General features: G+C 55.2%; 22 protein-coding genes. 10 read left to right on the top strand and 12 right to left on the bottom strand.

What is annotated here, in order from left to right; genetic code table 11:
* Nucleotides 1-146 precede the first annotated feature (146 nt).
* The 7 genes from FS819_RS14130 to FS819_RS14100 form a co-directional block, all read right to left on the bottom strand.
* Nucleotides 147-1142 carry a glycosyltransferase family 2 protein gene (locus tag FS819_RS14130; protein ID WP_156551536.1) on the bottom strand — a complete coding sequence of 332 codons (996 nt, stop codon included), beginning with the start codon at nt 1140-1142 and terminating at the stop codon, nt 147-149.
* Nucleotides 1139-2071: a glycosyltransferase family 2 protein gene (locus FS819_RS14125; protein WP_156551535.1), complete on the bottom strand. Its 933-nt coding sequence runs from the start codon at nt 2069-2071 to the stop codon at nt 1139-1141. Before FS819_RS14125 ends, FS819_RS14130 begins: the two co-directional genes overlap by 4 nt.
* A complete protein-coding gene (locus tag FS819_RS14120) occupies nt 2068-3093 on the bottom strand; it encodes a glycosyltransferase family 2 protein (RefSeq protein ID WP_156551534.1) in 1026 nt (341 codons plus the stop codon). Before FS819_RS14120 ends, FS819_RS14125 begins: the two co-directional genes overlap by 4 nt.
* Entirely contained in the window at nt 3083-4327 is a 1245-nt protein-coding gene (locus FS819_RS14115) for a glycosyltransferase family protein (RefSeq protein WP_156551533.1), read from the bottom strand. The genes FS819_RS14120 and FS819_RS14115 overlap by 11 nt, the downstream gene beginning before the upstream one ends.
* Before the next feature lie 228 nt (nt 4328-4555).
* Nucleotides 4556-5362 carry an endo-1,3-1,4-beta-glycanase ExoK gene (exoK, locus tag FS819_RS14110; protein ID WP_012654204.1) on the bottom strand — a complete coding sequence of 269 codons (807 nt, stop codon included), beginning with the start codon at nt 5360-5362 and terminating at the stop codon, nt 4556-4558.
* A gap of 1 nt (nt 5363) precedes the next feature.
* On the bottom strand, nt 5364-6488 hold the full coding sequence (locus tag FS819_RS14105) for an acyltransferase family protein (RefSeq protein WP_234625135.1): 1125 nt from the start codon (nt 6486-6488) through the stop codon (nt 5364-5366).
* Between the two features lie 398 nt (nt 6489-6886).
* Nucleotides 6887-8365 carry a lipopolysaccharide biosynthesis protein gene (locus FS819_RS14100; protein WP_070167095.1) on the bottom strand — a complete coding sequence of 493 codons (1479 nt, stop codon included), beginning with the start codon at nt 8363-8365 and terminating at the stop codon, nt 6887-6889.
* Nucleotides 8366-8601: 236 nt separating this feature from the next.
* On the opposite strand from FS819_RS14100, the gene FS819_RS14095 reads away from it, so the two are divergent.
* Together FS819_RS14095 and FS819_RS14090 are read left to right on the top strand one after the other, a co-directional pair.
* A complete protein-coding gene (locus FS819_RS14095) occupies nt 8602-9561 on the top strand; it encodes a glycosyltransferase family 2 protein (RefSeq protein ID WP_156551532.1) in 960 nt (319 codons plus the stop codon).
* A gap of 73 nt (nt 9562-9634) precedes the next feature.
* On the top strand, nt 9635-10600 hold the full coding sequence (locus FS819_RS14090) for a polysaccharide pyruvyl transferase family protein (RefSeq protein ID WP_156551531.1): 966 nt from the start codon (nt 9635-9637) through the stop codon (nt 10598-10600).
* A gap of 291 nt (nt 10601-10891) precedes the next feature.
* Here the strand turns inward: FS819_RS14090 and FS819_RS14085 are convergent, their stop codons facing one another.
* Nucleotides 10892-11908 (bottom strand): glycosyltransferase family 2 protein, encoded by a 1017-nt coding sequence (locus FS819_RS14085; protein ID WP_081344211.1) that lies wholly within the window; start codon nt 11906-11908, stop codon nt 10892-10894.
* Between the two features lie 272 nt (nt 11909-12180).
* A complete protein-coding gene (locus FS819_RS14080) occupies nt 12181-12456 on the bottom strand; it encodes an exopolysaccharide production repressor protein (RefSeq protein WP_156551530.1) in 276 nt (91 codons plus the stop codon).
* Nucleotides 12457-13242: 786 nt separating this feature from the next.
* On the opposite strand from FS819_RS14080, the gene FS819_RS14075 reads away from it, so the two are divergent.
* From FS819_RS14075 to FS819_RS14050, 6 genes are all read left to right on the top strand, one after another.
* On the top strand, nt 13243-13920 hold the full coding sequence (locus FS819_RS14075; RefSeq protein WP_070167091.1) for a sugar transferase: 678 nt from the start codon (nt 13243-13245) through the stop codon (nt 13918-13920).
* Nucleotides 13921-14014: 94 nt separating this feature from the next.
* Nucleotides 14015-15295, top strand: coding sequence for a polysaccharide biosynthesis/export family protein (locus FS819_RS14070; RefSeq protein ID WP_156551529.1), 1281 nt, complete (start codon nt 14015-14017; stop codon nt 15293-15295).
* A 6-nt stretch (nt 15296-15301) separates the two neighbouring features.
* Nucleotides 15302-16579: an O-antigen ligase family protein gene (locus FS819_RS14065; protein ID WP_156551528.1), complete on the top strand. Its 1278-nt coding sequence runs from the start codon at nt 15302-15304 to the stop codon at nt 16577-16579.
* A gap of 296 nt (nt 16580-16875) precedes the next feature.
* A complete protein-coding gene (locus FS819_RS14060) occupies nt 16876-17040 on the top strand; it encodes a hypothetical protein (RefSeq protein WP_156551527.1) in 165 nt (54 codons plus the stop codon).
* A gap of 101 nt (nt 17041-17141) precedes the next feature.
* Nucleotides 17142-17411, top strand: a complete 270-nt coding sequence (locus FS819_RS14055) for a DUF1488 family protein (protein ID WP_087730399.1) — start codon at nt 17142-17144, stop codon at nt 17409-17411.
* A gap of 102 nt (nt 17412-17513) precedes the next feature.
* Nucleotides 17514-17741 carry a hypothetical protein gene (locus FS819_RS14050; RefSeq protein ID WP_070167089.1) on the top strand — a complete coding sequence of 76 codons (228 nt, stop codon included), beginning with the start codon at nt 17514-17516 and terminating at the stop codon, nt 17739-17741.
* A gap of 59 nt (nt 17742-17800) precedes the next feature.
* Here FS819_RS14050 and FS819_RS14045 read toward each other — a convergent pair whose 3' ends face one another.
* Nucleotides 17801-18448, bottom strand: a complete 648-nt coding sequence (locus FS819_RS14045; protein ID WP_156551526.1) for an alpha/beta hydrolase — start codon at nt 18446-18448, stop codon at nt 17801-17803.
* Nucleotides 18449-18693: 245 nt separating this feature from the next.
* Nucleotides 18694-19647 carry a ring-cleaving dioxygenase gene (locus tag FS819_RS14040; protein WP_156551525.1) on the bottom strand — a complete coding sequence of 318 codons (954 nt, stop codon included), beginning with the start codon at nt 19645-19647 and terminating at the stop codon, nt 18694-18696.
* 257 nt (nt 19648-19904) lie between these two features.
* On the opposite strand from FS819_RS14040, the gene FS819_RS14035 reads away from it, so the two are divergent.
* Nucleotides 19905-20843, top strand: a complete 939-nt coding sequence (locus tag FS819_RS14035) for a LysR family transcriptional regulator (protein WP_156551524.1) — start codon at nt 19905-19907, stop codon at nt 20841-20843.
* Between the two features lie 292 nt (nt 20844-21135).
* Complete coding sequence (locus tag FS819_RS14030; RefSeq protein WP_197434249.1) at nt 21136-22302, top strand: polysaccharide biosynthesis/export family protein; 1167 nt, start codon at nt 21136-21138, stop codon at nt 22300-22302.
* Nucleotides 22303-22383: 81 nt separating this feature from the next.
* On the opposite strand, the gene FS819_RS14025 is transcribed toward FS819_RS14030, so the two are convergent.
* The gene (locus FS819_RS14025) at nt 22384-23115 is read right to left on the bottom strand and encodes a TetR/AcrR family transcriptional regulator (RefSeq protein ID WP_070167084.1); all 732 of its coding nucleotides are present in this window, start codon (nt 23113-23115) and stop codon (nt 22384-22386) included.
* Nucleotides 23116-23143: the final 28 nt, after the last annotated feature.

The following is a 23143-nucleotide window of genomic DNA, read 5'->3' as shown; positions in this document are numbered from 1 at the left end:
TGAATACGGCCTTCATGCGACGGAACCAATTCCTTTAAAAAAGAGTAAACAGCGCAGGTCAAGATCGCTCCGGGTTGGGACAAGGGCATCACTGATTTTGGCATTGGCGTGCAAGGATCCATGTCACTTCTCTCTAAAGTGGTGGGTTAGCCCTTGATGGGCGGATCGGCAGAAGACGTAGCGGCGTTTGATGTCTGGTCTTTCTGCAAACTCTTTATCAGTCGCTGGAGACGAACGGAGATTGGCATTTTTAGATGGCGCAACGCCAAGGGGTTGGCAAGGGCGGTTTTGATAACGCCCGACAGCGATCGTGCCTTGAGACTATCGATCAGATTTATGAAAGCGCGCGCTTCCTTCAGGCTGCGGGTCCGGGCCGTCTGGGCCGCAAGGGCTGCCCCTTTCAGCGGATAGCGAGAGATGAAGCCGGCATCGGCGGCCATCATAGCATCGACATGATGGAGGCGAAGCACCCGCGAGATCGATCCCTCCCTGATATAATAGAGATAACCCGCTGTCGGCTCTATCGTGCAGAGGGCATTCTCGGCCAAGGCCGAAGCCAGCAGCAGGTAATCCTCGCCGATTCTCAGGCTCTCGTCGAAACGCAGGCCTTTGTCATTCAGGAAACTGCGCAGGAACACAGGCTTCATATAGCCGAAATTATGCTCGGATCGGAACAGGATGTTGGAGCCGATAAACCGCGCCAGGTCGATTTGGCCGATATGTGCTAGCGCGTCTTCCAGAAACATCGTCCGGCAGGCGCCATTCATGTCGATGACATCAAGATTATCGACGACGACCTGAGCCTTTTCGTCCTCGGCACGCTCGATCATTCGAAACAGGCGCATCGGTTTGAATGTATCGTCTGAATCCAGCACGGCGATCCAGCGACCACGGGCGGCGTCTATTCCCGCATTCCTGGCACCGCCCGGGCCTTTATTGCGCTCCAATGCGATCAAGCGAATGCGTGGATCGGTGAGGGCTGCGACCCGGTCGCGGGTATCGTCGGATGAGCAATCGTCGACAACAACAACTTCGACTGTGACATTGACCTGCGACAGGGCGCTTTCAATGGCGCGCTCAATGGTTTCACCGGTATTATAGGCGGCAATCACCACCGTGACATCGGGGGTCCAGGCGATCATGGCTTGGCAGTCTCCAGCGATCCGTATTGGTGGATTTCACGAAAGCCGAGAATGCCGGAGATGGCGCCGAGATGCAGGATGCCGCGCAGGACATAACGATGACGATGGATTGGCATGAAGGCGAAAACCAGTGCGGCCAGAAAGCAGAAAATAGCCTTTGCTCCGGCCATCAGGATTGCCTTGAATTTCGTCAGGGTTCCCTGGCCTTCAGCCACCAGCCGGCCATGGGTCTGGCCCATGCGGTAGCGGCGCTTGGCCAACCAGTCGAACCGGCTGCGCGATGGGGTCACGGGTTCATGGAGAAGGGCGTTCTCGGCATAGGCGATCCTGCCGCCATTGCGGTATATATAGGTGAAATACTCGGTATCCTCACCGCCGGTCTTGCCCAGCGCCAGGTTGAAACGGCGCTCGGTAAGGCGTGGTGAACGCAGATCGAGAAGCACGTTGCAGGTATAGCCGGTGCGGATTTCACCGCCGACAAAGACCGGGAATGTCGAGTGAAAATCGCCTTTGCGCATCCATTCCGGCGCGTTGTCACTATAGCTCGCCTTGACGGGACCAAGTACGGCATCGGCACCGGTCTGGCGGGCGACCGTCAGCAGTTCGGTCAGCCAGCTTTCCGTTGCGGTCTCATCATCGTCGATAAAGGCAAGGTAATCGGCATCGCTGGCATCCAGGCAGGCATTGCGGGCAATGGATATATTGCCAGCCGGGCAATGGACGTAAATCAGCCCGCAGGGAAGACGTGGGCGCAGGCTATCGACCAGGGATGCGGCGCTGGGCGTCTGATCATTGTCGGCAACGATGATACGCAGGGAAACCCCGGTGGGAACGTCGATCATGGCGAGCGACAAAAGAGCTGTCTCAAGCTCGGGCCGCCGGAAGGTGCAGATGCCGATATCGATGCGGATGGGATGGGCGGCATTCATGACGCAACCTCTTGGCTGGGCGGCAGCGGATAGGTTTTACGATTGCGAAAATCCAATATTTCCCGCCAGAAACCGGCTGACCAGGCAAAATGCATGATCATTGCCGAGAGGGCGGCCAGCGGCCCGAGCGGTTGGCGCTCGCCGATGGCGAGCCAGACGCCGTAACCAAGGCAGGCCAGCGCCCAGACGAGAAGCGGGATGAGTGCGAGCCAGCTGAACACACCCAGCAATGCGAAAACGGCAACCGGAGCCACAGCCAGCGGAATGAGCTGACGCAGGCTTGGACGGGAGCGATGTTTCAGGAAATTCTGGGCGCGGCCGCGGCCATAGCCAAAATATTGCCGGTAGAGCGGCAAGGGGCTGGAGCGTGGATAATAGACCATGCTGGTATTGGCGGTCATCCAGACACGAAAGCCGGATTTATTCAGTCGGTAGTCGAATTCCGCGTCTTCGTTATGACGGAAGGATTCGTCATAGCCGCCAATCGCTTTATAGGCGGCAATGCGAATCAGGGCGTGATGGCCGTGATCTGTCCAGTGACTTTGGGCGCCGGTACGATGCTTGGAGCCACCGTTGCCGAGTTTGGAATTCTGGGCCAGCGCCGTTGCCTTCTGGAACGTTCCGAAGCCAACCGTCAACATGCCGACAACGACGGAGTCGGCCCCGGTTTCCAGGGCCTCTGTCACCAGTGTCTGGCAATAATCTTCAGGATAAGTGCCGTGGGCATCGATGCGAATGATATAATCGTAATCACCGCCGAATTGGGCAACGGTCAAGTTGACGGCGGCGCTCTGGATCTTCTTCGGATTGTCGATCAGTCTGACCTTGGAATTCGCAGCGGAAATGCGCGAGACGATCGCCTGGGTCTGATCGCGGCTGCCGCCATCGGCAACGACGATTTCAGCGTTCAGATCGTCAAGCGCCTTGGCCAGATTGGCGATGACGCCCTCGATATGCTTTTCTTCGTTGAGGCAGGGGATGACGATCAGGCATCTTACGGATTTCAGCTTGTCAGCCATCATGAACGTCTACCTTGTTCGAAAGGGTTGGCTTGGTTGAAAGGATCGGCGCCTTCAGGGCGTTTGAATTGAGCGAGCGGGAGGCCAAGGGATCTGCGGGAAGCGCTGCAAGTCGGCGCACCAATGTCTCGCAATCGGCTCTGGTGAGCGTGAAGCTGTGTGGATCCTGGGCGGCAACCGCATCGAAGGCGGACTGGTAACGCTCGGCAGTCATGGTTTCAAACAGTGAAACGAGGGAGGAGACGCTTGCATCCTGCAATTCAAAGCCAATGCCCTTGCGGGCCAGGTAGCGTGCTGTCTCAGTTCCCTTCAGGGCGATGGGAACGGTGCCATAGCGGCATCCTTCATAGAGCCGGTTCGGCAAAAGCCAGCTTGAATTCTGGCCTTCCTCGTAGAAATCGATGGCCCAGACAAATTGAACCTGCTGGTAAATCCCGGCCAGATCCTCAGGATTTTTGTAGGGTCCATGAAAATTGACATGCGGTTCACGCGCGACCTGAGCGTCGAAATTCTCAAACTCGATATGGGCGGGCCGTCCACGCATCTCGACAACTGCCGAACCCTGTATCGACCGGGTGAATTCACCAAGCAGTTTAAGGGATTTCGAGCAGCGCAGGGCGCCGAACCAACCGATGCGCCAAGGCTGGCCGGGAACCGGAACCCGCGGTGTCAGCGCCAGCGGGGCGTCTTGCCCGGACAGGTCGAGAACCTGGTTTTCAAGCAGCATGGTCGGCAGATCCAGACCTGAAAGCGGTTGGAAATACTGCTCGACAAAGGCCGGAGAGCTGGTGATCAACAGGCTTGCCTGGCGACCGAGCCGCGCTTCCAGACCGCGCAGCGATTTGCCGAGCGGATCATTGCGCAGCATCAGCCTGTGGATGTCGAGACATTCATAGACCATTGGCACGGCTGCACCGAAAATATGGCGGGCGCGGCGGCCGATGGCCAGCATTTCGAGATTGCGGGCAATGATCACGTCCGGGCGGGGCAGATGGCCAAGTTTGGCGGCGGCTGACAAGCTGGCTTTCAACACCGTTGCCGCGCGGTGAGCAAAGCGGCCATCGGCGGTTATTCCAAGCTCAATCGGCTGAACCCCTTCCACCGCGGCCAATTTGTTTTCATCGCGGCGAAAGCCAGCCAGCATCACGTCCGCGCCACCGGCACGCAACATCATCACCCTGCGGCGAATGGCAGGATCGGCAAGGTCATGCGCAAGGTATAGCACACGTATGGTCATTGGCCCCCTTTGTGCAATTGTGTGGAAACCCTCGCCAGAGAGGATCGGGTTTCCCGCGAAATTGCGTCTTCATGGAAAGGTAAGCCACCCATGGCTTACCTCGCCCCCAGTCATGTTTCAGTGATGCGACATGTTTTTTCTTGAACCTTACCCGGATCAAGCCATGATGCAGCAGTCTGGCAAGGTAGCGTCCCTATTAACGTAAGGCCGCCCTCACATTGCTCGGTGTCAATTCAGCGTGCAAGCGACCGATTCCGGGAACTGGCACTTGTCGCCCAGCGCCGTGAATGCCAGTCTCTCTACGGTCATGGTCTGCGGTCCGGAATAGGAAAACGACCCCATCCAGTCCTTCAATGTATCCGTACCCCAAAGGCTGAAGAAGATCTTCTGGCTGTGGCTCGGCAATTTGGCCGGATCGGTCACGTCCTGAACCAGCTTACCGTTGACATAGTAGCGCAGCCTGTCCTTTTCCCAGACAAAGGCATAATCGTTGAAGCCCTTGTTGGCGCCGTTATCGACGGCAGCCATTTTTTCATTACCACCCTTGGCCGAGATATACTGGTTGACCTGAACCTCGTTCAGGTTCTTGCCGAGGATCTCGAAGTCGATCTCGTCATGGGGAGTTTTGTCGCGCGGGCCGATAAAGGTGAAAAAAGCCGAATTCAGCCCGGACGCATCGGCGGTCTTCAGGCGCGCCTCATAGGTACCATAGCTGAAGCGCTGCTTGGTCTGAATTTCGGCACAGGAATACTGACGCTCGCCCAGGGGCTTGTCGTCAAATGTCAATTCCAGATGGCCATCCTTGATTTTCACGTTCTTCTTGGTCCACGTGCAGTTCTGATGCGGTCCGTTATTCCAGCCGTCGGAAATATACCAGCGTTTTAAATCCAGTTTGTCAAATGTATCGACAAAGGATTGGCCTTCGACGGGTTGCTGGGCATGCGCCGTGGACAAGGTCATCAAAACCGTTGCGCCAAAAGCAGAGGCGCAGAGTAGCCGAGAAAACAGACCTCGGAAAAGCGAGGGGTGGTTCATGTCAGTCTCCTTTGCTGAAGGCAAGCGCCCGCCCGGCTGCCACGTTCTTGTTCTTGTCTCTGCCGCTTGCATTGCGCTGGCCGGTCATGACCCCGTAAAATCCGGGTGTGAGCCGGATCGCCAGGAAATGGGAGGCAAGCAGTAGGCAAAAGGTGACGGGCAGCGCAAGGACGTAAAATAGAGGGTAAGGCCCTATATCGAATTTCTGCCAGATCATCCATGCGGTCATCAAGATCGGATAATGCGCGCAGAAGATCCAGAAACTAAGCCCGCCGGGTGCGGCGACCAGTGTTTTGCCAAGGCGGGTATTCCTGAGCAGCCGGGTCATTTCCCAGGCTCCCAGGCCGCCAATCACCGTAATCAGACCATATATCACATCAAGCCAGAGTGGATGCTCGTTAAAGCCTGTCTGATACATGCAGACGAAGACCGCCATTGCGCAGACCAGCACCGCTGCCACAATCGGCAAGGCATAACGGTCGAGCTTGCGGATATCGATATTGTGTATCGCTATCGCTGCACCGGCCGAAAACCCGAGAATGATCGATTTTTTCAGGAAAATCATATTGGGCACCGGCAGGACGACATACAGCAACATAACCCCAAGCGTCAGGGCGGGTTGCCGTTTTACCAGGAAGCCAATCAGCGGCGATAGAAGAAAGCAGAGTAGCAGGTCGCGCAGGAAATAGAGTGGCAGATTGATCGGCCAATCTTCCGTTGCCAGCGCCAGGGTAACGAGTTCCCGATAGGATGCGGTGAGAACACTTGGAAAATATCCTTCGCCATAGCCCATGGATTGCGTTGTCAGCACATACAGGAAAACGATGCTGTTCCAGAGCAGGAAAGGCAGCAAAACGCTCGAACTTTTCGAGCGAAGCACTTTCTTGTAATCGAAACCGTCAAGGCCTCGGCGAAACATCAGCAGGCCGGAAATCGCACTGAGGCAGGGAACGCCAATGCGAAACAGCATATCGCCGAGAAAGGCGCGCAGCCAATCAAAGGCGCCGTATTGGCCCAGATAGGCGTTCGACTGCGGATCGAAGGGGACATGTACGAAGACAATGCCGACGATCAGCATCAACCGCGCCATATGAATCCGCGCGGACAGTTCCTGGTCGATCTTCACGATATTCGGTACTCCTGTCTTCAATATCCTCTATTGTCCCCATCACCCTAAGGCCCATCACAGTATGGGCCAGCACCTTCACATTATGGGAATGTGCCTGTAAAAATGTGGCAGTGCAGCAAAAAATTTACCTCTTGATCTTCAATTTTTTGCAGTTTGCCCAGTGAGCTCGGGTTGGATTAGCGGGGTAATAGTAGGATTTTTTTGATAAAATCTTGAAAATTCAGCGGCTTAAATTTATGCGTTTATTGCTATATTTCTATTCGCGTGTGCGAATATTTTTTTGTCCAGAGCTCGAAAAAAGCTAAGGAATTGCACCGCCTATACCATCAGTTTTCCCGGATGAGGGCAGAATGGCTCGATAATGAGGCGGCGCAGAGCGGTTTGCATGGCTTACATTATTCTGCAGGTGCGGGCGCCGCGGATCTGCGGTTGCGCACCATGGTTTTCAGTTTTCTCAACAATTCGGCCTCCGTCAGCACAACGAATACACCGTAGATTGTGCCGCCGATCAAACCACCAATCAATACCTGCAATACTGGATTGGGGACCAGATACCCATAAAAATGCAGAAGGGCGCGAACCATGCCGGCCATGACCAGGGCGGTGACCATCGGCCGTGTGGAAATAAACATGCCCTTGAGGAACGGCATCTGGTCAGCGCGGAACACCACCCAGGAATAGCCGAAGAGCACGACGACATTGACAACGCACAGCGCCACCATGGCATCGACCAGGTTTCCGAAGGCTGCGGCAACCGCGACGGCAACGGTGGTGACGATTGCCCGGATGACGGCCCACCAGAACAGCGTACCGCCGTGTCCAACGCCTTTAAGATAAGGGATAAACGTACTGCACGGCGTGAGAATGCCCTTAGACAAGGCAAGCAGACCGAGAACCGGCCAGGCCCAGGCCCATTGCGGTCCAAACAACACCAGCATGGCCGGCTCGGCCAATGCCCACATGCCGAACATCATCGGCGCCAGCAGCACGGTCGTCACCTGAGTGCTCAACATCAGCGCCTGAGAGCGGCGATCCCGGTCATGCATCATGGTGCTGAAGGCGGGAAACAGCACGCCCATGACAGCGGACAGGACGACCTGGTTGGGAATGCTGGAAAACCGGTTGGCGGCGGAATAAGCGCCGGCATCCGACAGGCCGAGATAGCGGGAAATCACCACCATGGGAGATTGGAAGGTGATGAAATTGGCGATTTCCGAGCCCATCATTCCGAGGCTGAAGCGCCCCAGCGCCAGGATGCGGCGCGGCTTGAAGGCAAAGCCCGGGACATAACCGGATACATAATAGAGCCCGCAAAGCCGGATGATGGAGGAGGAAAACAATTGCGCCACCAGCGCCATCACCCCATAACCCATCAAGGCCATGCCGACCGCAATCAGTGCGCCAGCTGATTCGGAAATCATGCTCCACAGCGCGTCCTGGCTGAACTGCATTCGCCGGGCCAGGAGAGCATAGGCAACGTCTCCGGTGAGTTGCAGCGGAATAAGCACCGCCATGATGCGCACCAGCGGCGCGGCCTCGACCGCTCCCAGCATGGCAGAAATCGGTTCGGCAAACACGTAAAGGAGGGTTGCCATCAGGCAGGAAATGATCAAATTCGCCCAGAAAACAGAATGGATCGTCTCCGGCTCTTCCTTTTCCTGGATGACCAAAGCTGCACCGAAACCTGCACCGCCGATCATCGCCAGAAATTGCACCACGGTTAACGCAACGGCGACAGCACCGAATTGATCAGGGGTGAGAATGCGCGCCAGGATCGGGACCGTGACAAATTTAAGCCCGAAAGTGCCTGTCTTGGAAAGGACGCTCCAGCCGACATTCCGGGTTACGGATTTCGCATTGACGGTTGGCGGCATGGGCAAACATCCTTGGGTCTGGGGGCGAAAGAGCGGTTACAGGTCGAAAGGCTTGTGGGAAAGCGCCAAAATTGTATGGTTATGGAGCGTTTTTGCTTTCAGGGTGGCAAACAACACAAGCGCTATGGCGAACCTGATTGCATCATGGAATATGGTGCAAAGCACCATAGTCTGATAGCGCAAGGGTACATAACAGGCAACTGAACCTCTTTCTTGAGAAACGACAGGGCAAAAAGATGGCGAAGCTGACGGTGATTATTCCCTTCTATCAGAAGGAAGCCGGAATTTTAAGACGGGCGCTGGGCTCGATTTTTTCCCAGACATTCCAGGACTTCGACATTATTGTGGTCGATGACCAGTCACCCTATTCCATCGATTTGGAATTGCAGTCGCTGGAGCCGGCACATCGTGCCCGTATTCGGGTTATCAAGCAGGAGAACGGTGGTCCGGGCGGTGCCCGCAATACCGGGCTCGACGCAATTGCCGCCGATTGCGATTTCGCCGCCTTCCTGGATTCCGACGATGAATGGGCGCCGGATCACCTGAAAAATGCCTATGAGGCCATGACCCAATTCGGTGCGGATTGCTATTGGGCATCGATCCACGGCGGAGATGATTTCTACTATCATTTCAGTGTTGCCGAGCTGAAGAAGACCGAAAAAACCGTGCAGCTTCAGGAGACGCCACTGGTGCTCGAACTGCCGGAAATGCCAGTGGTGATGCTGAAGAACTGGAGTTTCCTGCATCTGTCCTGCATGGTGATTGGTCGCCCGCTGTTTGAGAAAATCCGGTTTGAAGCCGAGCTTCGGCTGGCGGCTGAAGATGTACTGTTCTTCTGTGATTGTGTGCTGGCGGCCAAGCGCGTCATTCTGTGCGATGCCGCTGGAGCCGAGCGCGGTGAAGGAATCAATATTTTCCACAGTATTGATTCAAGTTCTCCCGCCTTTCTGCAGCAGCAGTTGAATACCTGGGTGGCGCTCGACACGCTTGAACGTCGATTTTCCAATAAACCTGAAGCCTTGAGCTTTATTCAGCACTATAAGCAGACAGCTCGTAAAAATGCCCTCTGGGGTCAGATGGGCATGGTAAAACGCCGTAAGCTACCGCAGTTCGGCGTGCTATTGCGATGGATGAGACGGGATCCTGCCATCGTCCAAAGTGCTTTGGCCCTTGCGGTTGGTAAATTTTCCCGCTGATATAAAAGTATCTTGAAATGCAGTGATCATGCATTCTCATCGGGCGTCTGCCTCGCCCCGTAAAGGAACATTCATGCAGCCTTACTATTGGGAATCCGCCCATGGAAACTTTGGTGACGACCTTAACCTCTGGTTATGGGATTTTCTCATGCCAGGTTTTCGGGATGTGCATCCGGAAACGTTGCTTGTCGGCGTCGGAACTGTTCTCAATCGCGCTCTTTTGCCGGAAGGCCAGCATAAGCTGGTGATCGGCAGCGGTTTTGGTTATGGAAGCCTGCCGGATATGAGCCGACCGGAAGAATGGGATATAAGGTCCGTGCGCGGTCCTTTGACTGCCAAGGCGCTTGGTCTGCCGCCGGAAAAAGGTGTCATCGATCCGGCTGTGATGCTGGCGGAAATGCCTGAATTCCAAAAGCTGCCAAAACTATACAAAAAGAGTTTCGTTCCTCACTGGGAATCGGCGGTAGCGGGCGTTTGGGCATCAATTGTGCCCAAAGTGGGTCTCACCTATATCGACCCCTGCGGCGAGGCAAAGGCGGTTATTCGTCAGATTCTGCAATCCGAGGTGATTATAGCCGAATCAATGCATGGCGCGATCATTGCCGATGCTCTACGCGTTCCATGGGTCGCGGTCAGCACCTCAGCTTCCATCAATAGTTTCAAGTGGAACGATTGGGCTTCTACTCTTGGTGTGACTTACAAACCCCTGCGCGTCCCACTGTCCAGCCGAGCTGAAGCCCAGATAAAGGGCGAAAGCTTTTGGGGGGTGAGCTTTAAAAACCACCAGCCAGCCCCAGAAAATCCGAATGATCTGGCTGTAGATGCAGCGGTTCTGGAACAAGCACGCGGTCCGAAGCAAACCGGATTGCGCACCGTCGTCAAACAGATCCTGGCAGGGCCAGCCATGCTTAATCTATGGAAGGCAAGTCAAGCAGAACCGCAACTGAGCCGAGATTCAGTTTTGGATGAGCGTAAAGCCCGCTTCCTGGAGGTTATTGACGGCGTCCGTCGTGATTATGGGATCGGCGCGGCTTCCTGATCCGACCTGCAGCATAATTCAAGTGTTACAGCGCTGTGCGTTTTATCAAACGCACAGCGCTGGAGGTGCCGGTTGTCTCTGTTAAATACTATTGGACAATTCTTTAAGTCGGAATCGGTTTAAAGAATTATGCAACAAATATAAGGAGCTACAGCGAACCTTTGTGCGCCATATGTCGTGCACGGCGCTGTAGAGCATCGTGCAGACAATCAGAATCAGCACGATGCTTCCAGTTTTTGTTTACAGACAGGATTTATCCGAAAACCGGTTCTTAACTTTCGGTCCGATCCTCTATCGCTGGTCGGCATCCGCGATGGCAGGCAAGAGATAGCGCAGAGGCCCCGAGGACTGGGCAGATTGAGGGCGTTGGCTACTGCCAATCAGCGCATCTTTCTTATCGGCTGCAATCCCGCCGATGATGGCCGGTATGGCAACAGGATGGGTCGCCGCATAGGAGATGGCGGACAATGCACCTTGATTATTCTTTAAATCGAGGAAATGTCGCAGCTCATAGCGGTCGCGGATGTGCTTTTCATGCTGGAGCAGCAATGATCTCTGCTCCTGCGTCAGGTCTGGATTGGCGAGGATGGAGCGGTCAGCTTCGTAAAGCCGCTTTAGATCTTCGGTTCTATGCTTGCCGCTGAGCGAATCAGGACGGACAACAGCACCATAACCGCAACTATGAATGATCTTGTAGCGGGCACCAGCGACAAGCGCACGTGCATAAAGATCATAATCTTCGCCGAGGCGAAGCCTTTCGTTATATCGCAAGCCATGGCGATCCAGAAAGTCGCGCCGCATGACTGGCTTGAGGAAGCCGATTTCCCCGCGTTGCGCGCCTCTCTGGGAAATATTTCCAGCAATGAAATCCTCAAGCACCAAAAGGCGCGCCTGACGCCGGAAACGTTTGACCTCGGTACTGACCTGGGAAACGCATTCCTCTTTCACAAAGACGATATTGTCGGCGATGAAATCCCAATGGTCTTCAGCCATCATCTGAGTGAAGCGCCCTGGCAGGAAAAAATCATCTGCATCGAGAATAGATAGCAAAGGTGCCGTCGATGCTTCAATAGCACAGTTGCGTGCGGCGGCTGGGCCGCGATTATGGTCGAAGCGGATAATTTTCAAGCGACCGCTGTTGTCGTCGGCGGAAAAAGCTTCTGCGCCGGTGCCATCCACCGATCCATCATCGACGACAACAACTTCCCGCGTTTCGGCTTCCGCCAAGGCAGAACGCACCGCCCGCGCCACAGTGGCGCCAGCGTTTTTAGCGGCAATAATAACGCATACGGTGGAATTCATCATCATTACGGTCCCCCGTATTCTAATCTGACGCGCAGGTAGCGCGTTTCTGATAAGAACAGATGACGAAGCAAAATTTCCCCTACATTACGGCAGGAACCGGAAAGGCAGTGGATGTCTCCCGGGGTTCTAATCGCCTTGCTCCAAATCAACCGTTTTCCAAGCCAAACGCGGCTTTCAAACACAAATGCTTGGCGAAGTGAGCCGTGTCAACGGCTTTCGCGCAATCTTTGCCAATTGATTTTGGCTGAAACGCGGCCGGGCGAAAAGAAGGCCGGTTAGTTGTTGCGCAATGCGGTCTGACCGGTCTTGCCAAGTGCGCGGATTGCGCCATTGCTGGCTGTCGCGTCGCTGGTCCCGGTCGCCTGTGTGCGGCGCTTTGATTCTTGAAAAACAAGATAAGCAACACAACAGAAGTAACCAACCTGCAAAAGAATGGCGGCTAAAACTGTTTTAATGAGCGTGCCAGCAAGCGAGCCTGACAGGAAATAAGTCGCAACTGCAAACACCAGCAGTGCACCAATCATGCTAAAGAAGACCTTAGGCGCATGCATAATTTAGAGCCTCCCCCCGGTACATTGATCTTGAGATCATAGCCATTGCCTTCTCCTCAGAGGCATAATGAATATAGGCACCTTGCCTCATTCTTTCAATCTTCATGTTTGTACGGCCCTTTGGCTGCGATCTTGGCACGACAATAGAGCAAATGGCTTGCAGGACCGTTACAAAAATCAGTCAATTTTTCTCGCGGCTTTAGGGAATTACTAACTATTTCCTTGGCTTGCGATAGGGCGTCAATGAAGGTCATTGCGTCTTTGAATAGGGACGACCTTGGCTTGGGGGAGGTGGCGATCGAGCCGAAAACCTATATTTCGCCTTTCTGAATTCATTAAATCTTTACCTAATTCGATCACGAATTGTTTCAATATTAGGATATCGTTTTAAACCTATATGCGTCGCACCATAATGATGCAATGCAATATCCATGTCGGAGGACATCAACCTGAGCCGCTTTCCTCCATTTCACATGACGAATTTATGAAATTTCATTGAGTTCCCATATATATTAAAAGTAATAAACATTCCATTTGCGGGAAGGTTAAAGGATTTTCATTGCAAAATATCCAAAATTGGAAACCTAAGTGTCACAATGGGACGTTAAATACTTAAATTGTAGTGTGAAAGAGACACATATTTTAATCGCTATCATTCCATCCTCTGGAAGGTTTTCTGCAAAGGCTATTGCGAAGGACAAATTATCACCACACACTAGGGATCAATGACCACGGACGCGTCCCGCCGGGACCCGACCAATCGCCCACGTAAATGGAGTTACCTCTATGAAGTCCGCGACAAGATCGGCCAGTTCGCCGTTTTTTACGACCGCCGCATCCGGTACCCAACCGGTTGGTGGTCTTGCCAAGAGAGGGTTTGATATTTTCATCGCCACGATGGCGCTGATTATCTTCAGCCCGATGTTCTTGATGATTGCAGCCATGGTGAAATTTACCGATGGCGGCAGTGTATTTTACGGCCATCGCCGTATCGGACATAACGGCCAGCAATTTCATTGCATGAAGTTTCGCACCATGGTGCAGAATGGCGACAAGGTTTTGCAGGATTACCTGCGGGCCAATCCGGAAGCTTATGAAGAATGGCGTGCCACCCGTAAGCTGCAAAACGATCCCCGTGTGACGGCGATCGGTTCCGTGCTGCGTAAGCTCAGCCTGGACGAGCTTCCGCAGCTCTTCAATATCATTAAGGGTGAGATGAGCATCGTCGGACCCCGGCCTGTCGTCGAAGATGAGCTGGAAATGTACGATAGTGCTGCAGCTTTTTATCTGCAAACCCGCCCTGGCCTGACTGGTCTCTGGCAGGTGAGCGGCCGCAACGATGTTTCCTACGAAACGCGGGTGGCTATGGACACGCAATATGTTAAGACATGGTCGCTGGCCAGGGATGTACTCATCATGGTCCGCACGGTTCCGGCAGTGTGCCTGTCTCGCGGCAGCTACTAAAAAAAGAATGTCATAAGGGCGGAGCCGATCGGGCTGCTGCCCGAAATGACGTTTAGACGTGCCGACTTTTTATAGAATACGCATAGGATCTGCCATGAAGGCTTACGGATTTGCTGGAGGATTTCGGTCATCCAAGCGCATTACGACCTTGAACGTTGCAGCACTCACGCTTTGCCTGTCCTTGGCTGTGCCGGGATTGACATTGGCAGATGACTACCGTTTGGGCGTAATGGACAAGGTCCGCGTTCGGGTGGCGGAATGGCAGACGGCCGAGGGTGCCGTACGGGACTGGGCCGCCGTCAGTGGCGACTATTCCGTCGGTGCTGCGGGTCAGGTGTCTCTGCCGTTCATCGGCGAATTGCCGGCCTCCGGCAAAACCACAGCCGAGGTTGCCGACGAGATCGGCAAAAAGATGCAGCAATTGTTCGGTCTCAGTGATCGGCCGTCCGCATCGGTTGAAATTTCCGAATATCGCCCGGTCTACATGGCTGGCGCGATTCAGTCGCCGGGCGAATATCCCTATGCACCGGGTATGACGGTTTTGAAGGCCCTGAGCGTGGCGGGCGGCTTGAAGCGCGCCGATGCTGGCCAGCGTTTTGCGCGTGATTTCCTTCAGGCACAGGGCGATGGCGCCGTTTTGGTCTCCCAACGCAACCGTTTGCTGGTTCGTCGTGTGCGCGTTCTTGCGGAAATGAATGAAAAACAGACGATCGAAATTCCTGAGGAACTGAAATCCATTCCCGACATCAACCAGTTGGTTGAGTCGGAAGCGGCCTTGATGAATTCCCAGACCGCCAAGCTCAAGGTTCAGTTGTCGTCGCTCGCTGACCTAAAGACCTTGCTTGCGGCTGAAATCGAGGCGCTCGGTAAGAAGTCCGAGACCCAGACCCGTCAGTTGACGATGGTTCAGGAAGATCGCGATAAGGTCAATAGCTTGAGCGAGCAGGGATTGGCGCTGAGTTCGCGTCGTTTGGCGGTCGAGCAGCAGGTGTCAGATTTGCAGTCGGCGCTTCTGGATATCGATACCAACACGCTGAAGGCCAAGCAGGACCTGAACAAGGCCCAGCAGGACGAAACCACGACCCGCAACGACTGGGATGCCCAGCTTGCCCAGGAATTGCAGGATACCGAAGCGGAGCTGGACCAGATCGCGTTGAAGCTTTCCACTAGCCGTGGCCTGATGGCCGAATCCCTGCTGCAATCTTCGGAAAGCGCCAGTGCCAAGAATGCTGATGGTGAAGCCAATGTCGCTTATTCCATCGTCCGCGAAAAGGATGGGAAGCCCACTGAAATCGCTGTTGACGAGAATACCTCAGTAGCGCCCGGCGATGTGATCAAGGTTACGGTAAAGCTGTCTCAGCCAGCCATGCGGTAACGGTCGATGCGGATCGCCAAATCGCATTTGATCGACCCGGAACGCAATGGTCTCTACGCCATCACAGCGATTGCGCTTTCCTACTTCGTTTTTGCCTATTCTGCCCGTTTCGGGCAGATTTCCATTCTGGCCTATTACGGGGTCTGGCTGCCGCTGATTGCTGTGAATTATCGGCGCGTGCTCGGTAACTACGGCCTTTATCTTCCGATCTTTGCCTTCAGCATTCTGACGATCCTGTCGATCTTCTGGTCGGCGGCGCCACCGGTGACGGTCAGGGCCTCGCTGCAATATTTCTCGCATATCGTCTGTGCGTTGATTGCCATGCGTGTGGTGGGCATAAGGTCCTTTTTGAGGGGATCAATGATCGGCACCGGTATCGTGCTGGTCTATTCGCTGCTGTTCGGTTCCTATTTTCTGGATCCCCTGGACGGTTCCTTCAGCTTTGTGGGTGCCTTCTCGTCAAAGAACCAGCTGGGCTTTTATGCCTCGCTCGGCGTGTATTTTTCTTTCGCCGCGATCATTATCCTGAAAGAACGCAGCATATGGATGCTGCCGCCCGCTGGGCTGGCTTTGCTATCGGCCTATTGTCTGTTTGCATCGGAGTCGGCCACATCGGTCATTACCGTCATGGCGGTGGTCGGGGCGTCCCTGGTGTTGAGAGCGGTCATTCTCCTATCGCCGCGCCATCGTATTGTGCTGGTTGTGGCTGGCGTCGTGCTTGGCGGGCTCGGGGCGGCGGCGTTCGTCTATGCTGGTGGCGTCGATTTGATCCTGGGAGCATTCGGAAAGGATTCGACCCTGACCGGGCGAACCTATCTTTGGCAGCAGGGCATAGCGGCAGCCTGGGCGAATCCGATTTTTGGCGTCGGTTACCAGGCCTATTGGGTCCAGGGCTTTTCCGAGGCGGAGCGGCTATGGGATGAGTTTTATATTCCGACCCGGGCCGGGTTTCATTTCCACAATACGTTCATCGAAACCGCTGTTGAGACCGGGATTATCGGCCTCGTTCTGCTGGTTGGAATGTTGGTCTTCGCATTGATCGGCAATCTCAAACGTCTGCTCGTTAATGCCCGAGATCCAGAGGCCGGTGTGCTGTTCGGTCTCGCCATGCTGCTGGTCGAGCGGGCCTTCGTGGAAATCGATATTATCTTCGCTTATCAGATCGGCTCCTTCCTGCTTTATTTCATGCTGGGCAAACTCGTTCAGCGCCGCGCCGTCCCGGTGACACGCTCAAGTGTCGTGCGTTATTATGGTGATGGGACATCGAGCGCCCGCAACCTTTAAAAAACAAGGGCGCTGTAGCCGTTGTAAAAGAAGCGCTACTGCATCATATATGTGTGAGGGTCTGCTTTGCTTGCAGGGTGCTGCCTTTGCCCCTGCTTTCGTTGGCTGGCGTTGAATTTAGATAAGGTGCTGTGTGTTTAGCCAAGCACGAAAGGCGCCATAGAACTTTAAAGATGCTGTACAATGTTTCCTAAATCAGGCTCGATTTAAGGAAACGTGCAGTCACCGTCATAATCGACAGTCGATTTCCTGACCGTATCCCTTTGCTCAAGCCCGTTCATTCGAAGGATTAAGCCATGATTCGCTTCACCACCATTACCGATGATGCCGCACCGGCAAAAACGCCAGCCGTCAAGGCGGTTTCCAATGAGACTGCGCCTGAGCAGCAGCCTGAGCCGGCAAAAACCGAAAAGCGCCAGAAGCGCAGCAAGCCGGCAGATGGCGGTGAAAGACTGCTGTGATGATTGGATGGGTCTACTGAACGACGATTGCGACGGTTTGCTCCCTTCGGGAGCCCGGTGATCTCTTCATGTTTCTGAAATATGCGAGCGAGAATAATGCGATGGCTTTAACCTTCCCCAATAGTAGCCGCAGTTTCGATGAGAAGGGTCACCGCATCCGGTTTCTCGGTTACGACGGCATGTTTGAAATTCGGTTTTTCGTGGAACTCGATGCGATATCCAAGGCGATGGCCAAGGTTATCGTCGGGGAACACGACTTCCTCGCCGCATTTGACAATCTACGCGGGTCTATTCTGGATGTTGCAAGAAAAGCCTATGGGAAAAAAGGCGGCAACAACATGTATCTTTTGACCGCAGCGGATTTCCGTTGACTGTAGAACCGCAGGATCTGCCACGTTTACACTGAACCGGACGAATTTGGGGAAACCAGGGTCCATTTCTCCCCGACAACCTCTCAGCAAAGGGATTTTATATTGACTGATCAAGATGAGGATCTGGTTGAACGCCGCGCTGTTCGCGCCCAGGAAAAACTGGTGAAGCAGCAGGAGGGGCAGCAGGCGATGGATGAACATCTCGCTGCCCTCGAGCGGCAGAAGGAAAAGACCTTGCGGCTGCGCGAATTGAGACATGCCCTGGAAGCAGAGAAAATCCGCGCTGCCGCCAAGACAAAGCCCACAACCAAACGCGCTGGTCAGCTGTAAACGGCTTTGGACGGAGAGGCTGCATTGCGTCTTTCATCCATCGCCCGAGAGCTGTCGTATCAGGTGGTCGCAGCTGAGGCGAAATTTACGTCCAGGAACTGCTTGCTGATCGATAGATCGAGTTGGGTGAGATTATGCCCCGATGGCAGGGTGTCGTGGCTGACCGTATGACCCACAGCTTGAAGTGAGCCGACCAATCGTTCTGCATTGTCAGCGGGAATGATTGGATCCATCGCTCCAGATAGCACGAGAACTGGTACGCCAGCGCCACTGTCATGCTCTACTGGCGGGGATTGAAGCGGTGCCATGGCCCGCAACAGCACCGCACCGGCCAAGGTCTGGCGATGCAGCAACAGCAGAGCGGCGGCAATATTGGCGCCATTGGAAAATCCGACGGCAACAGGGGCCGCCAGGTTATGAGCCGCACGGGCCTCCTTTATGAAGCCGGCCAGATCCGCTGCCCGCACCCGCAGGTCATCTTCATCGAACACACCTTCCGCCAACCGTCTGAAGAAGCGTGGCATGCCGTGTTCCAGCACTTGCCCACGGGGGGATAGCAGAGCCGCACCCGGTGAAATGGCAGCGCCGAGCGACAAGAGATCATGTTCGTTGCCGCCTGTTCCATGCAGTAAAAGCAAGGGCGCAAGGTTTGGCACCGTCGCCGGAACGAACTGATGGATAAACGACGAGCTGGGGGAATGGGTCATGTCGGATTTCTCCTATGCGGCCCCGATGTGAGGCGCGAGATGTGCAGCAGACGTAAAGTGTTGCAGCATGCGAGTGCTTGATAAAATGCACGATCGTGTGTCGGCGGCGTGTTTTGGTAACGCGCCGCATTTTTGAGCGTTTGGACGTCAGCATCTCCCAGAAAACTGGAATCGGTACGATGCTGTCGTTTCTGTTGTCGCATCGGATTTTCCGAAAACCGGATTTCACCTCTGCCTGACGAACTCTAGTCCTGCTGAGCGACGCTGAGATCGCCGAGATCGGGTAGCATCCCCTCAATCTTGGCCCGGAAACCTTCCAGGCCCTTCGGCAGCTTCAGTGCCTGACCCAGAGTTTCCGCGGGTTCATCGACGGCAAAGCCTGGGTCGAGCGTGGCGATTTCGAACAACACGCCGCCCGGAGAGCGGAAATAGATCGAGCGGAAATAGTCCCGGTCTTTCTGTTCCGTTGTCTGCAAGCCGTGATTCTTGCGCAGTTTTTCAGCCATTTCCGCCTGTTCGGCATCGTCCTTTGCTCTGAAGGCAACGTGATGGACCGAGCCGGCACCTGGCCGGGCGGGCAAAAATTCACCGGCAGCGCGCAGATCCACCACCCCACCGATCTCCGTGCCAGGCACATGATACCGGGTGACATACCCTTCCTTGCCCTGCTGTTCAAAGCCGAACACATCGGTCAGGACAGCAGCGGTTGCGTCGATCTTGTCCAGCAGCAGCGTCACCCCGTGAAATCCCCGCAGCGCGTGCTCGGCGGGAATGCCCGGTGCAGCCCAGGCGGCTTCGTGGTCGATGTCTTCAACGCCGACCAGGGCAAGTCGCATCCCATCCGGGTCCTTGAACGGCAGAACTGTCTGGCCAAAGCGCTGTTCGATCTTTTCATGCACGACGCCCTGTTCGATGAACCGATGCGCCCAGAAGCCCAGGGAGGATTTCGGGACCCGGTAACCGGTTTCCTGGGTTTCACCGATGCCGAGGCGGCCCGGTGCGGCATGTTCCCAGGGGAAGAAGGTCATGATCGTACCGGGATTGCCGGCCTCATCGCCGAAATAGAAGTGATAGGTGCCGGGATCGTCGAAATTGACAGTCTTCTTGACAAAGCGCTGGCCGAGAACCCGCGTGTAGAAATCGAGATTGCGGCGCGCTGGGCCAGCAATTGCTGTGACGTGATGAATGCCATGTGCCATGTGAACTCTCCTTTGCTTGGTCAGCATTGAGGACGCCGTGCGGTTTGAATTGCCGCTAATCGGGTTCTCTGGTCCGTGAAAGCAGGTGCAGGATTGGACTTCGGTTCCCGATGTCGGCAATGATGCGGCGCTTTCGATGACCAAGAGATAGGCGCTTGCCGTTCGGATTGCAGCTGGTTTTGCTTGCATTCATGCAAACTTGACTTTGCGCAGTAAGAAACCAGAATGCATTTTGGAAATATACGTGGAGGCTTATGATGCGGGCAGCAAAATCCTTGGCCTGGGACGATCTGCGGCTCGTCAAGGCAATAGCGCAGGCCCAGGGGATGGCCGGGGCAGCCGCGGCACTGGGGATTGACCATTCCACCGTGTTCCGCAGGCTGGGCGCCCTGGAAGAGGCACTGGGTGTGCCGCTGTTTGAGCGCAGGCGCTCCGGCTACGCACTGACGCCGACCGGGGAAGAAGCCGTGCGCACTGCCGAGCGGATCGAGGCGGAGGTCGCGCAGCTGGAACGCCGCCTGCAAGGCCGGGAGATTGCGCCGGCCGGTGAAATCCGGGTGACGACGGCCGACAGTCTGCTGGTCTATTTGCTGACGCCCTTGTTTGCCCGGTTCCAGCAGGCCTATCCTGATATTCAGCTGGATGTGGTGATCGGCAATAATGCTTTGAACCTTTCGCGGCGGGATGCAGATATTGCCATTCGTGCAACAGACAATCCGCCGGACATGCTTGTCGGACGCCGCATCGGCCTGATCGCCTGGGCGCTTTATGGTCGCGGACAGGATTTTGCCGCTGCATCCAGTCCGTCGCCGGAAGAACTCGACGCCGCACACTGGGTTTGCCTAGGCGAAGACATGGCGGGGTTGAAAGTGGTCAAGGCGGCCAGGCAACAGCTGGCGTCAAAACAGCTGCGCTACCGCGCCAATTCGGTGCTGGCATTGGCCGATGCGGTGGAGGCGGGCATCGGCATCGGCCATATTCCCTGTTTCATCGGCGACGTACGCCCCGCCCTGGTTCGGCTTTCGCCGACCATTCCTGATTATTCCGCCAGCCTTTGGCTGCTGACTCATCAGGACCTGCGCCATTCGCCCCGCATTCGTGTGTTTATGGATTTTATTGCCGCGCAGTTGATCCCGCTGCGACCGCTGATCGAAGGGGTATCGCCTGGCCGTTCCGAGGCCCTCCAGCAGCCTTGATCTTGCTGAGGTCGTCTTCTGGGTGTCGAGGTTCCCCACTCGGGATCAAGATCAGGTCCGGGAAAGTTCACCTTGCTATGCGGTCTGCGTCTTTACGGAACAATCTTTGCCGTGCTTTTCCTGTTGAAAGTCGGCGGGTGAGAATTCGTTAAGATTGTTTGAATAGTGTCAGCGTAGAGAGGGTATCTTGAAACGACCGTAGAAGGTCGCTAGTAGTTTGTTGCGCCCACCGTCTGCGATGGCAGTCGCACTGTGGAAGCGCCAAGGAGTTGTGCGAGTGGAGAGTTACCCGTTGAAAAAGGTTGTCGCAGTTTTTGTTACTGCGGGTCTTGCTGCATGCGATACTCTACCGGCGTCAGGGCCGCTTTCCTCGCAGATCGAGAGCCAGGCAGGTAAGTCAAGGCAGGAGCTAAACAGGCCCAATGCATCGGTTTTCGATGTTGTGGATGTCGATCAGCGGACTGCCCGTACGGTTTCCGGTTTTTCCAATTCGATGTTCAGCCGCCGTTTCGGTATTGGCGGACGGGCTGGCCGGGTGGTGATCGGGATTGGCGATCAGTTGAAGATCAGCATTTTCGAAGCCGGATCGGACGGGCTGTTTTCAACGAGCCAGTCCAAGCAGACGACCATCGATGTGGTGATCCAGCCAGATGGAACCGGCACCATTCCCTATGTCGGACAGATTGTCCTGGCCGGAAAAACCCAGGAAGAAGCGCGCAAGGCTATCCTGGCCAAGCTGGTCAATAAGGCCGTGGAGCCTGATGTCCTTGTCACGGCAGCAGGCACCGCTTCGCGTTCCGTCACGGTTTCCGGCTCCGTCGGCAAGCCTTCGAATGTGGAGCTGACCCTGGCCGGAGACAAGCTCACCGAGGTGATCGCACGGGCTGGCGGGGCTTCCAGCGAACCCTACGAATCCTATGTAACTCTGGTACGCGGCACCAAATCGGCCAGCGTGCTGTTGAAGTCGCTGATCGAAAATCCGCGTGAAAACATTTATGTCGAGCCGCGCGACCAGATCTATGTCACCCACGATCCGCGTACCTTCACCATTCTGGGTGAAGTCCAGAAGAATGGCCGTGTACCCTTCGGCGCCAATGATCTGAACCTCCTTGAAGCCATCGCGCTTGGCGGCGGCGGTTCCGACAGCCAGGTGGATGCGGAAGGCTATTTCGTGTTCCGCTACGAGGAGCCGGAAATCGTCATGGATATTCTGGGTGCCAAGCGGTTCCACGAATTGCAGTCCAAGGGCATGGTGGCGAGCAAGGATGGCCGATACCCGATCGTCTACCGGTTCAACATGCGTTCACCCGATAGCCTGATTGTTGGCCAGAATTTCCCGATCAAGAGTCGCGATGTCATCTATGCGTCGCGTCATCCGACGGTCGATTTCATGAAGTTCATGCAATTGATCGCAACCCCTGTTGGTACGGCCTCCGGCGTTCGCAGTTTGACGGATTGATTTTGAGGGGAGTTATATCAGGAGTCATTGAAAATGACGCCTGATATTCCCCGTCAAAACAAGTCAAGTGCATGATGTTGCTCATAATCTATAGGGTTGCTCGTGGTGAGCTTTTTCGGATAACAGATCATCCTCCGGCGGCGGTTTCCTGCGTGTCACACCGGTGGTCGATGGCTGTTTTGCCGGTGCTTTCGGTCGCCGCCGGGATTTTGTCGGTCCATACCTCGTGCACATAATATCGACCGTGGCTGCGACATTGGCCTCCATGTCCCCTTCGCTCGGAATGCCGGCTACACCAAGCAGCACAGGTTCATAAAGACCGGCCTCGCACAGCGCCTTGAATTCCCGTGCGGCCTGCGCGCTATCGGGTGGGACAAGTTTACCTGATATTTTCATCGTCTCGAAAATCTGTATGAAGCGGTCCAGCACCCGGCGCGGACCGATGTCGAAGTAAATCGCGCTGAGATCGGTGGCCCTGCCTGCTTCCGATACCACCAGACGGGTGATTGCGATGATCTTGGGGCGTAGCAGCAGCCTCAGGTAGTTCATTCCGAGCGCTTTCAGCGTATTTGCGGCGTCCTGCTCCTTGTCGATGACATCCATCAACGGTGCAAAGGCATCTTCGCCTGCCTGAACGACAAAAGCGGCAAACAGATCCGCCTTGCTGGGGAAATAGCCGTAGAGCGTTCCCTTGGATCCGCCGACTTCTGCCGCCACCGCCGCCATCGATACCTGGGCATAGCCGTGGCGAAGAAACATCGACCCGGCGATGTCGACAATGGCCTGGCGCTTGGCCTGGGTTCTGACACGCATGGCGCCTCCTGAAATCGTACTGGGATGT

The sequence above is a fragment of the Allorhizobium sp. Av2 genome (genome assembly GCF_021462805.2).
Lineage (GTDB): Bacteria > Pseudomonadota > Alphaproteobacteria > Rhizobiales > Rhizobiaceae > Allorhizobium > Allorhizobium vitis_G.
Note: the sequence above shows the minus strand (reverse complement) of the source record. Positions and strands in the feature narration are given on the sequence as shown.

Coding starts and splice junctions, on each gene's coding strand:
- FS819_RS14115 (WP_156551533.1), bottom strand. CDS start 4,327: ATGACCATACGTGTGCTATACCTTGCGCATGACCTTGCCGATCCTGCC.
- FS819_RS14130 (WP_156551536.1), bottom strand. CDS start 1,142: ATGATCGCCTGGACCCCCGATGTCACGGTGGTGATTGCCGCCTATAAT.
- FS819_RS14060 (WP_156551527.1), top strand. CDS start 16,876: ATGATTCGCTTCACCACCATTACCGATGATGCCGCACCGGCAAAAACG.
- FS819_RS14080 (WP_156551530.1), bottom strand. CDS start 12,456: ATGCATGCGCCTAAGGTCTTCTTTAGCATGATTGGTGCACTGCTGGTG.
- FS819_RS14040 (WP_156551525.1), bottom strand. CDS start 19,647: ATGGCACATGGCATTCATCACGTCACAGCAATTGCTGGCCCAGCGCGC.
- FS819_RS14025 (WP_070167084.1), bottom strand. CDS start 23,115: ATGCGTGTCAGAACCCAGGCCAAGCGCCAGGCCATTGTCGACATCGCC.
- FS819_RS14120 (WP_156551534.1), bottom strand. CDS start 3,093: ATGATGGCTGACAAGCTGAAATCCGTAAGATGCCTGATCGTCATCCCC.
- FS819_RS14070 (WP_156551529.1), top strand. CDS start 14,015: ATGAAGGCTTACGGATTTGCTGGAGGATTTCGGTCATCCAAGCGCATT.
- FS819_RS14100 (WP_070167095.1), bottom strand. CDS start 8,365: ATGCCGCCAACCGTCAATGCGAAATCCGTAACCCGGAATGTCGGCTGG.
- FS819_RS14035 (WP_156551524.1), top strand. CDS start 19,905: ATGCGGGCAGCAAAATCCTTGGCCTGGGACGATCTGCGGCTCGTCAAG.
- FS819_RS14075 (WP_070167091.1), top strand. CDS start 13,243: ATGAAGTCCGCGACAAGATCGGCCAGTTCGCCGTTTTTTACGACCGCC.
- FS819_RS14085 (WP_081344211.1), bottom strand. CDS start 11,908: ATGATGATGAATTCCACCGTATGCGTTATTATTGCCGCTAAAAACGCT.
- FS819_RS14055 (WP_087730399.1), top strand. CDS start 17,142: ATGGCTTTAACCTTCCCCAATAGTAGCCGCAGTTTCGATGAGAAGGGT.
- FS819_RS14045 (WP_156551526.1), bottom strand. CDS start 18,448: ATGACCCATTCCCCCAGCTCGTCGTTTATCCATCAGTTCGTTCCGGCG.
- FS819_RS14125 (WP_156551535.1), bottom strand. CDS start 2,071: ATGAATGCCGCCCATCCCATCCGCATCGATATCGGCATCTGCACCTTC.
- FS819_RS14090 (WP_156551531.1), top strand. CDS start 9,635: ATGCAGCCTTACTATTGGGAATCCGCCCATGGAAACTTTGGTGACGAC.
- FS819_RS14065 (WP_156551528.1), top strand. CDS start 15,302: ATGCGGATCGCCAAATCGCATTTGATCGACCCGGAACGCAATGGTCTC.
- exoK (WP_012654204.1), bottom strand. CDS start 5,362: ATGAACCACCCCTCGCTTTTCCGAGGTCTGTTTTCTCGGCTACTCTGC.
- FS819_RS14095 (WP_156551532.1), top strand. CDS start 8,602: ATGGCGAAGCTGACGGTGATTATTCCCTTCTATCAGAAGGAAGCCGGA.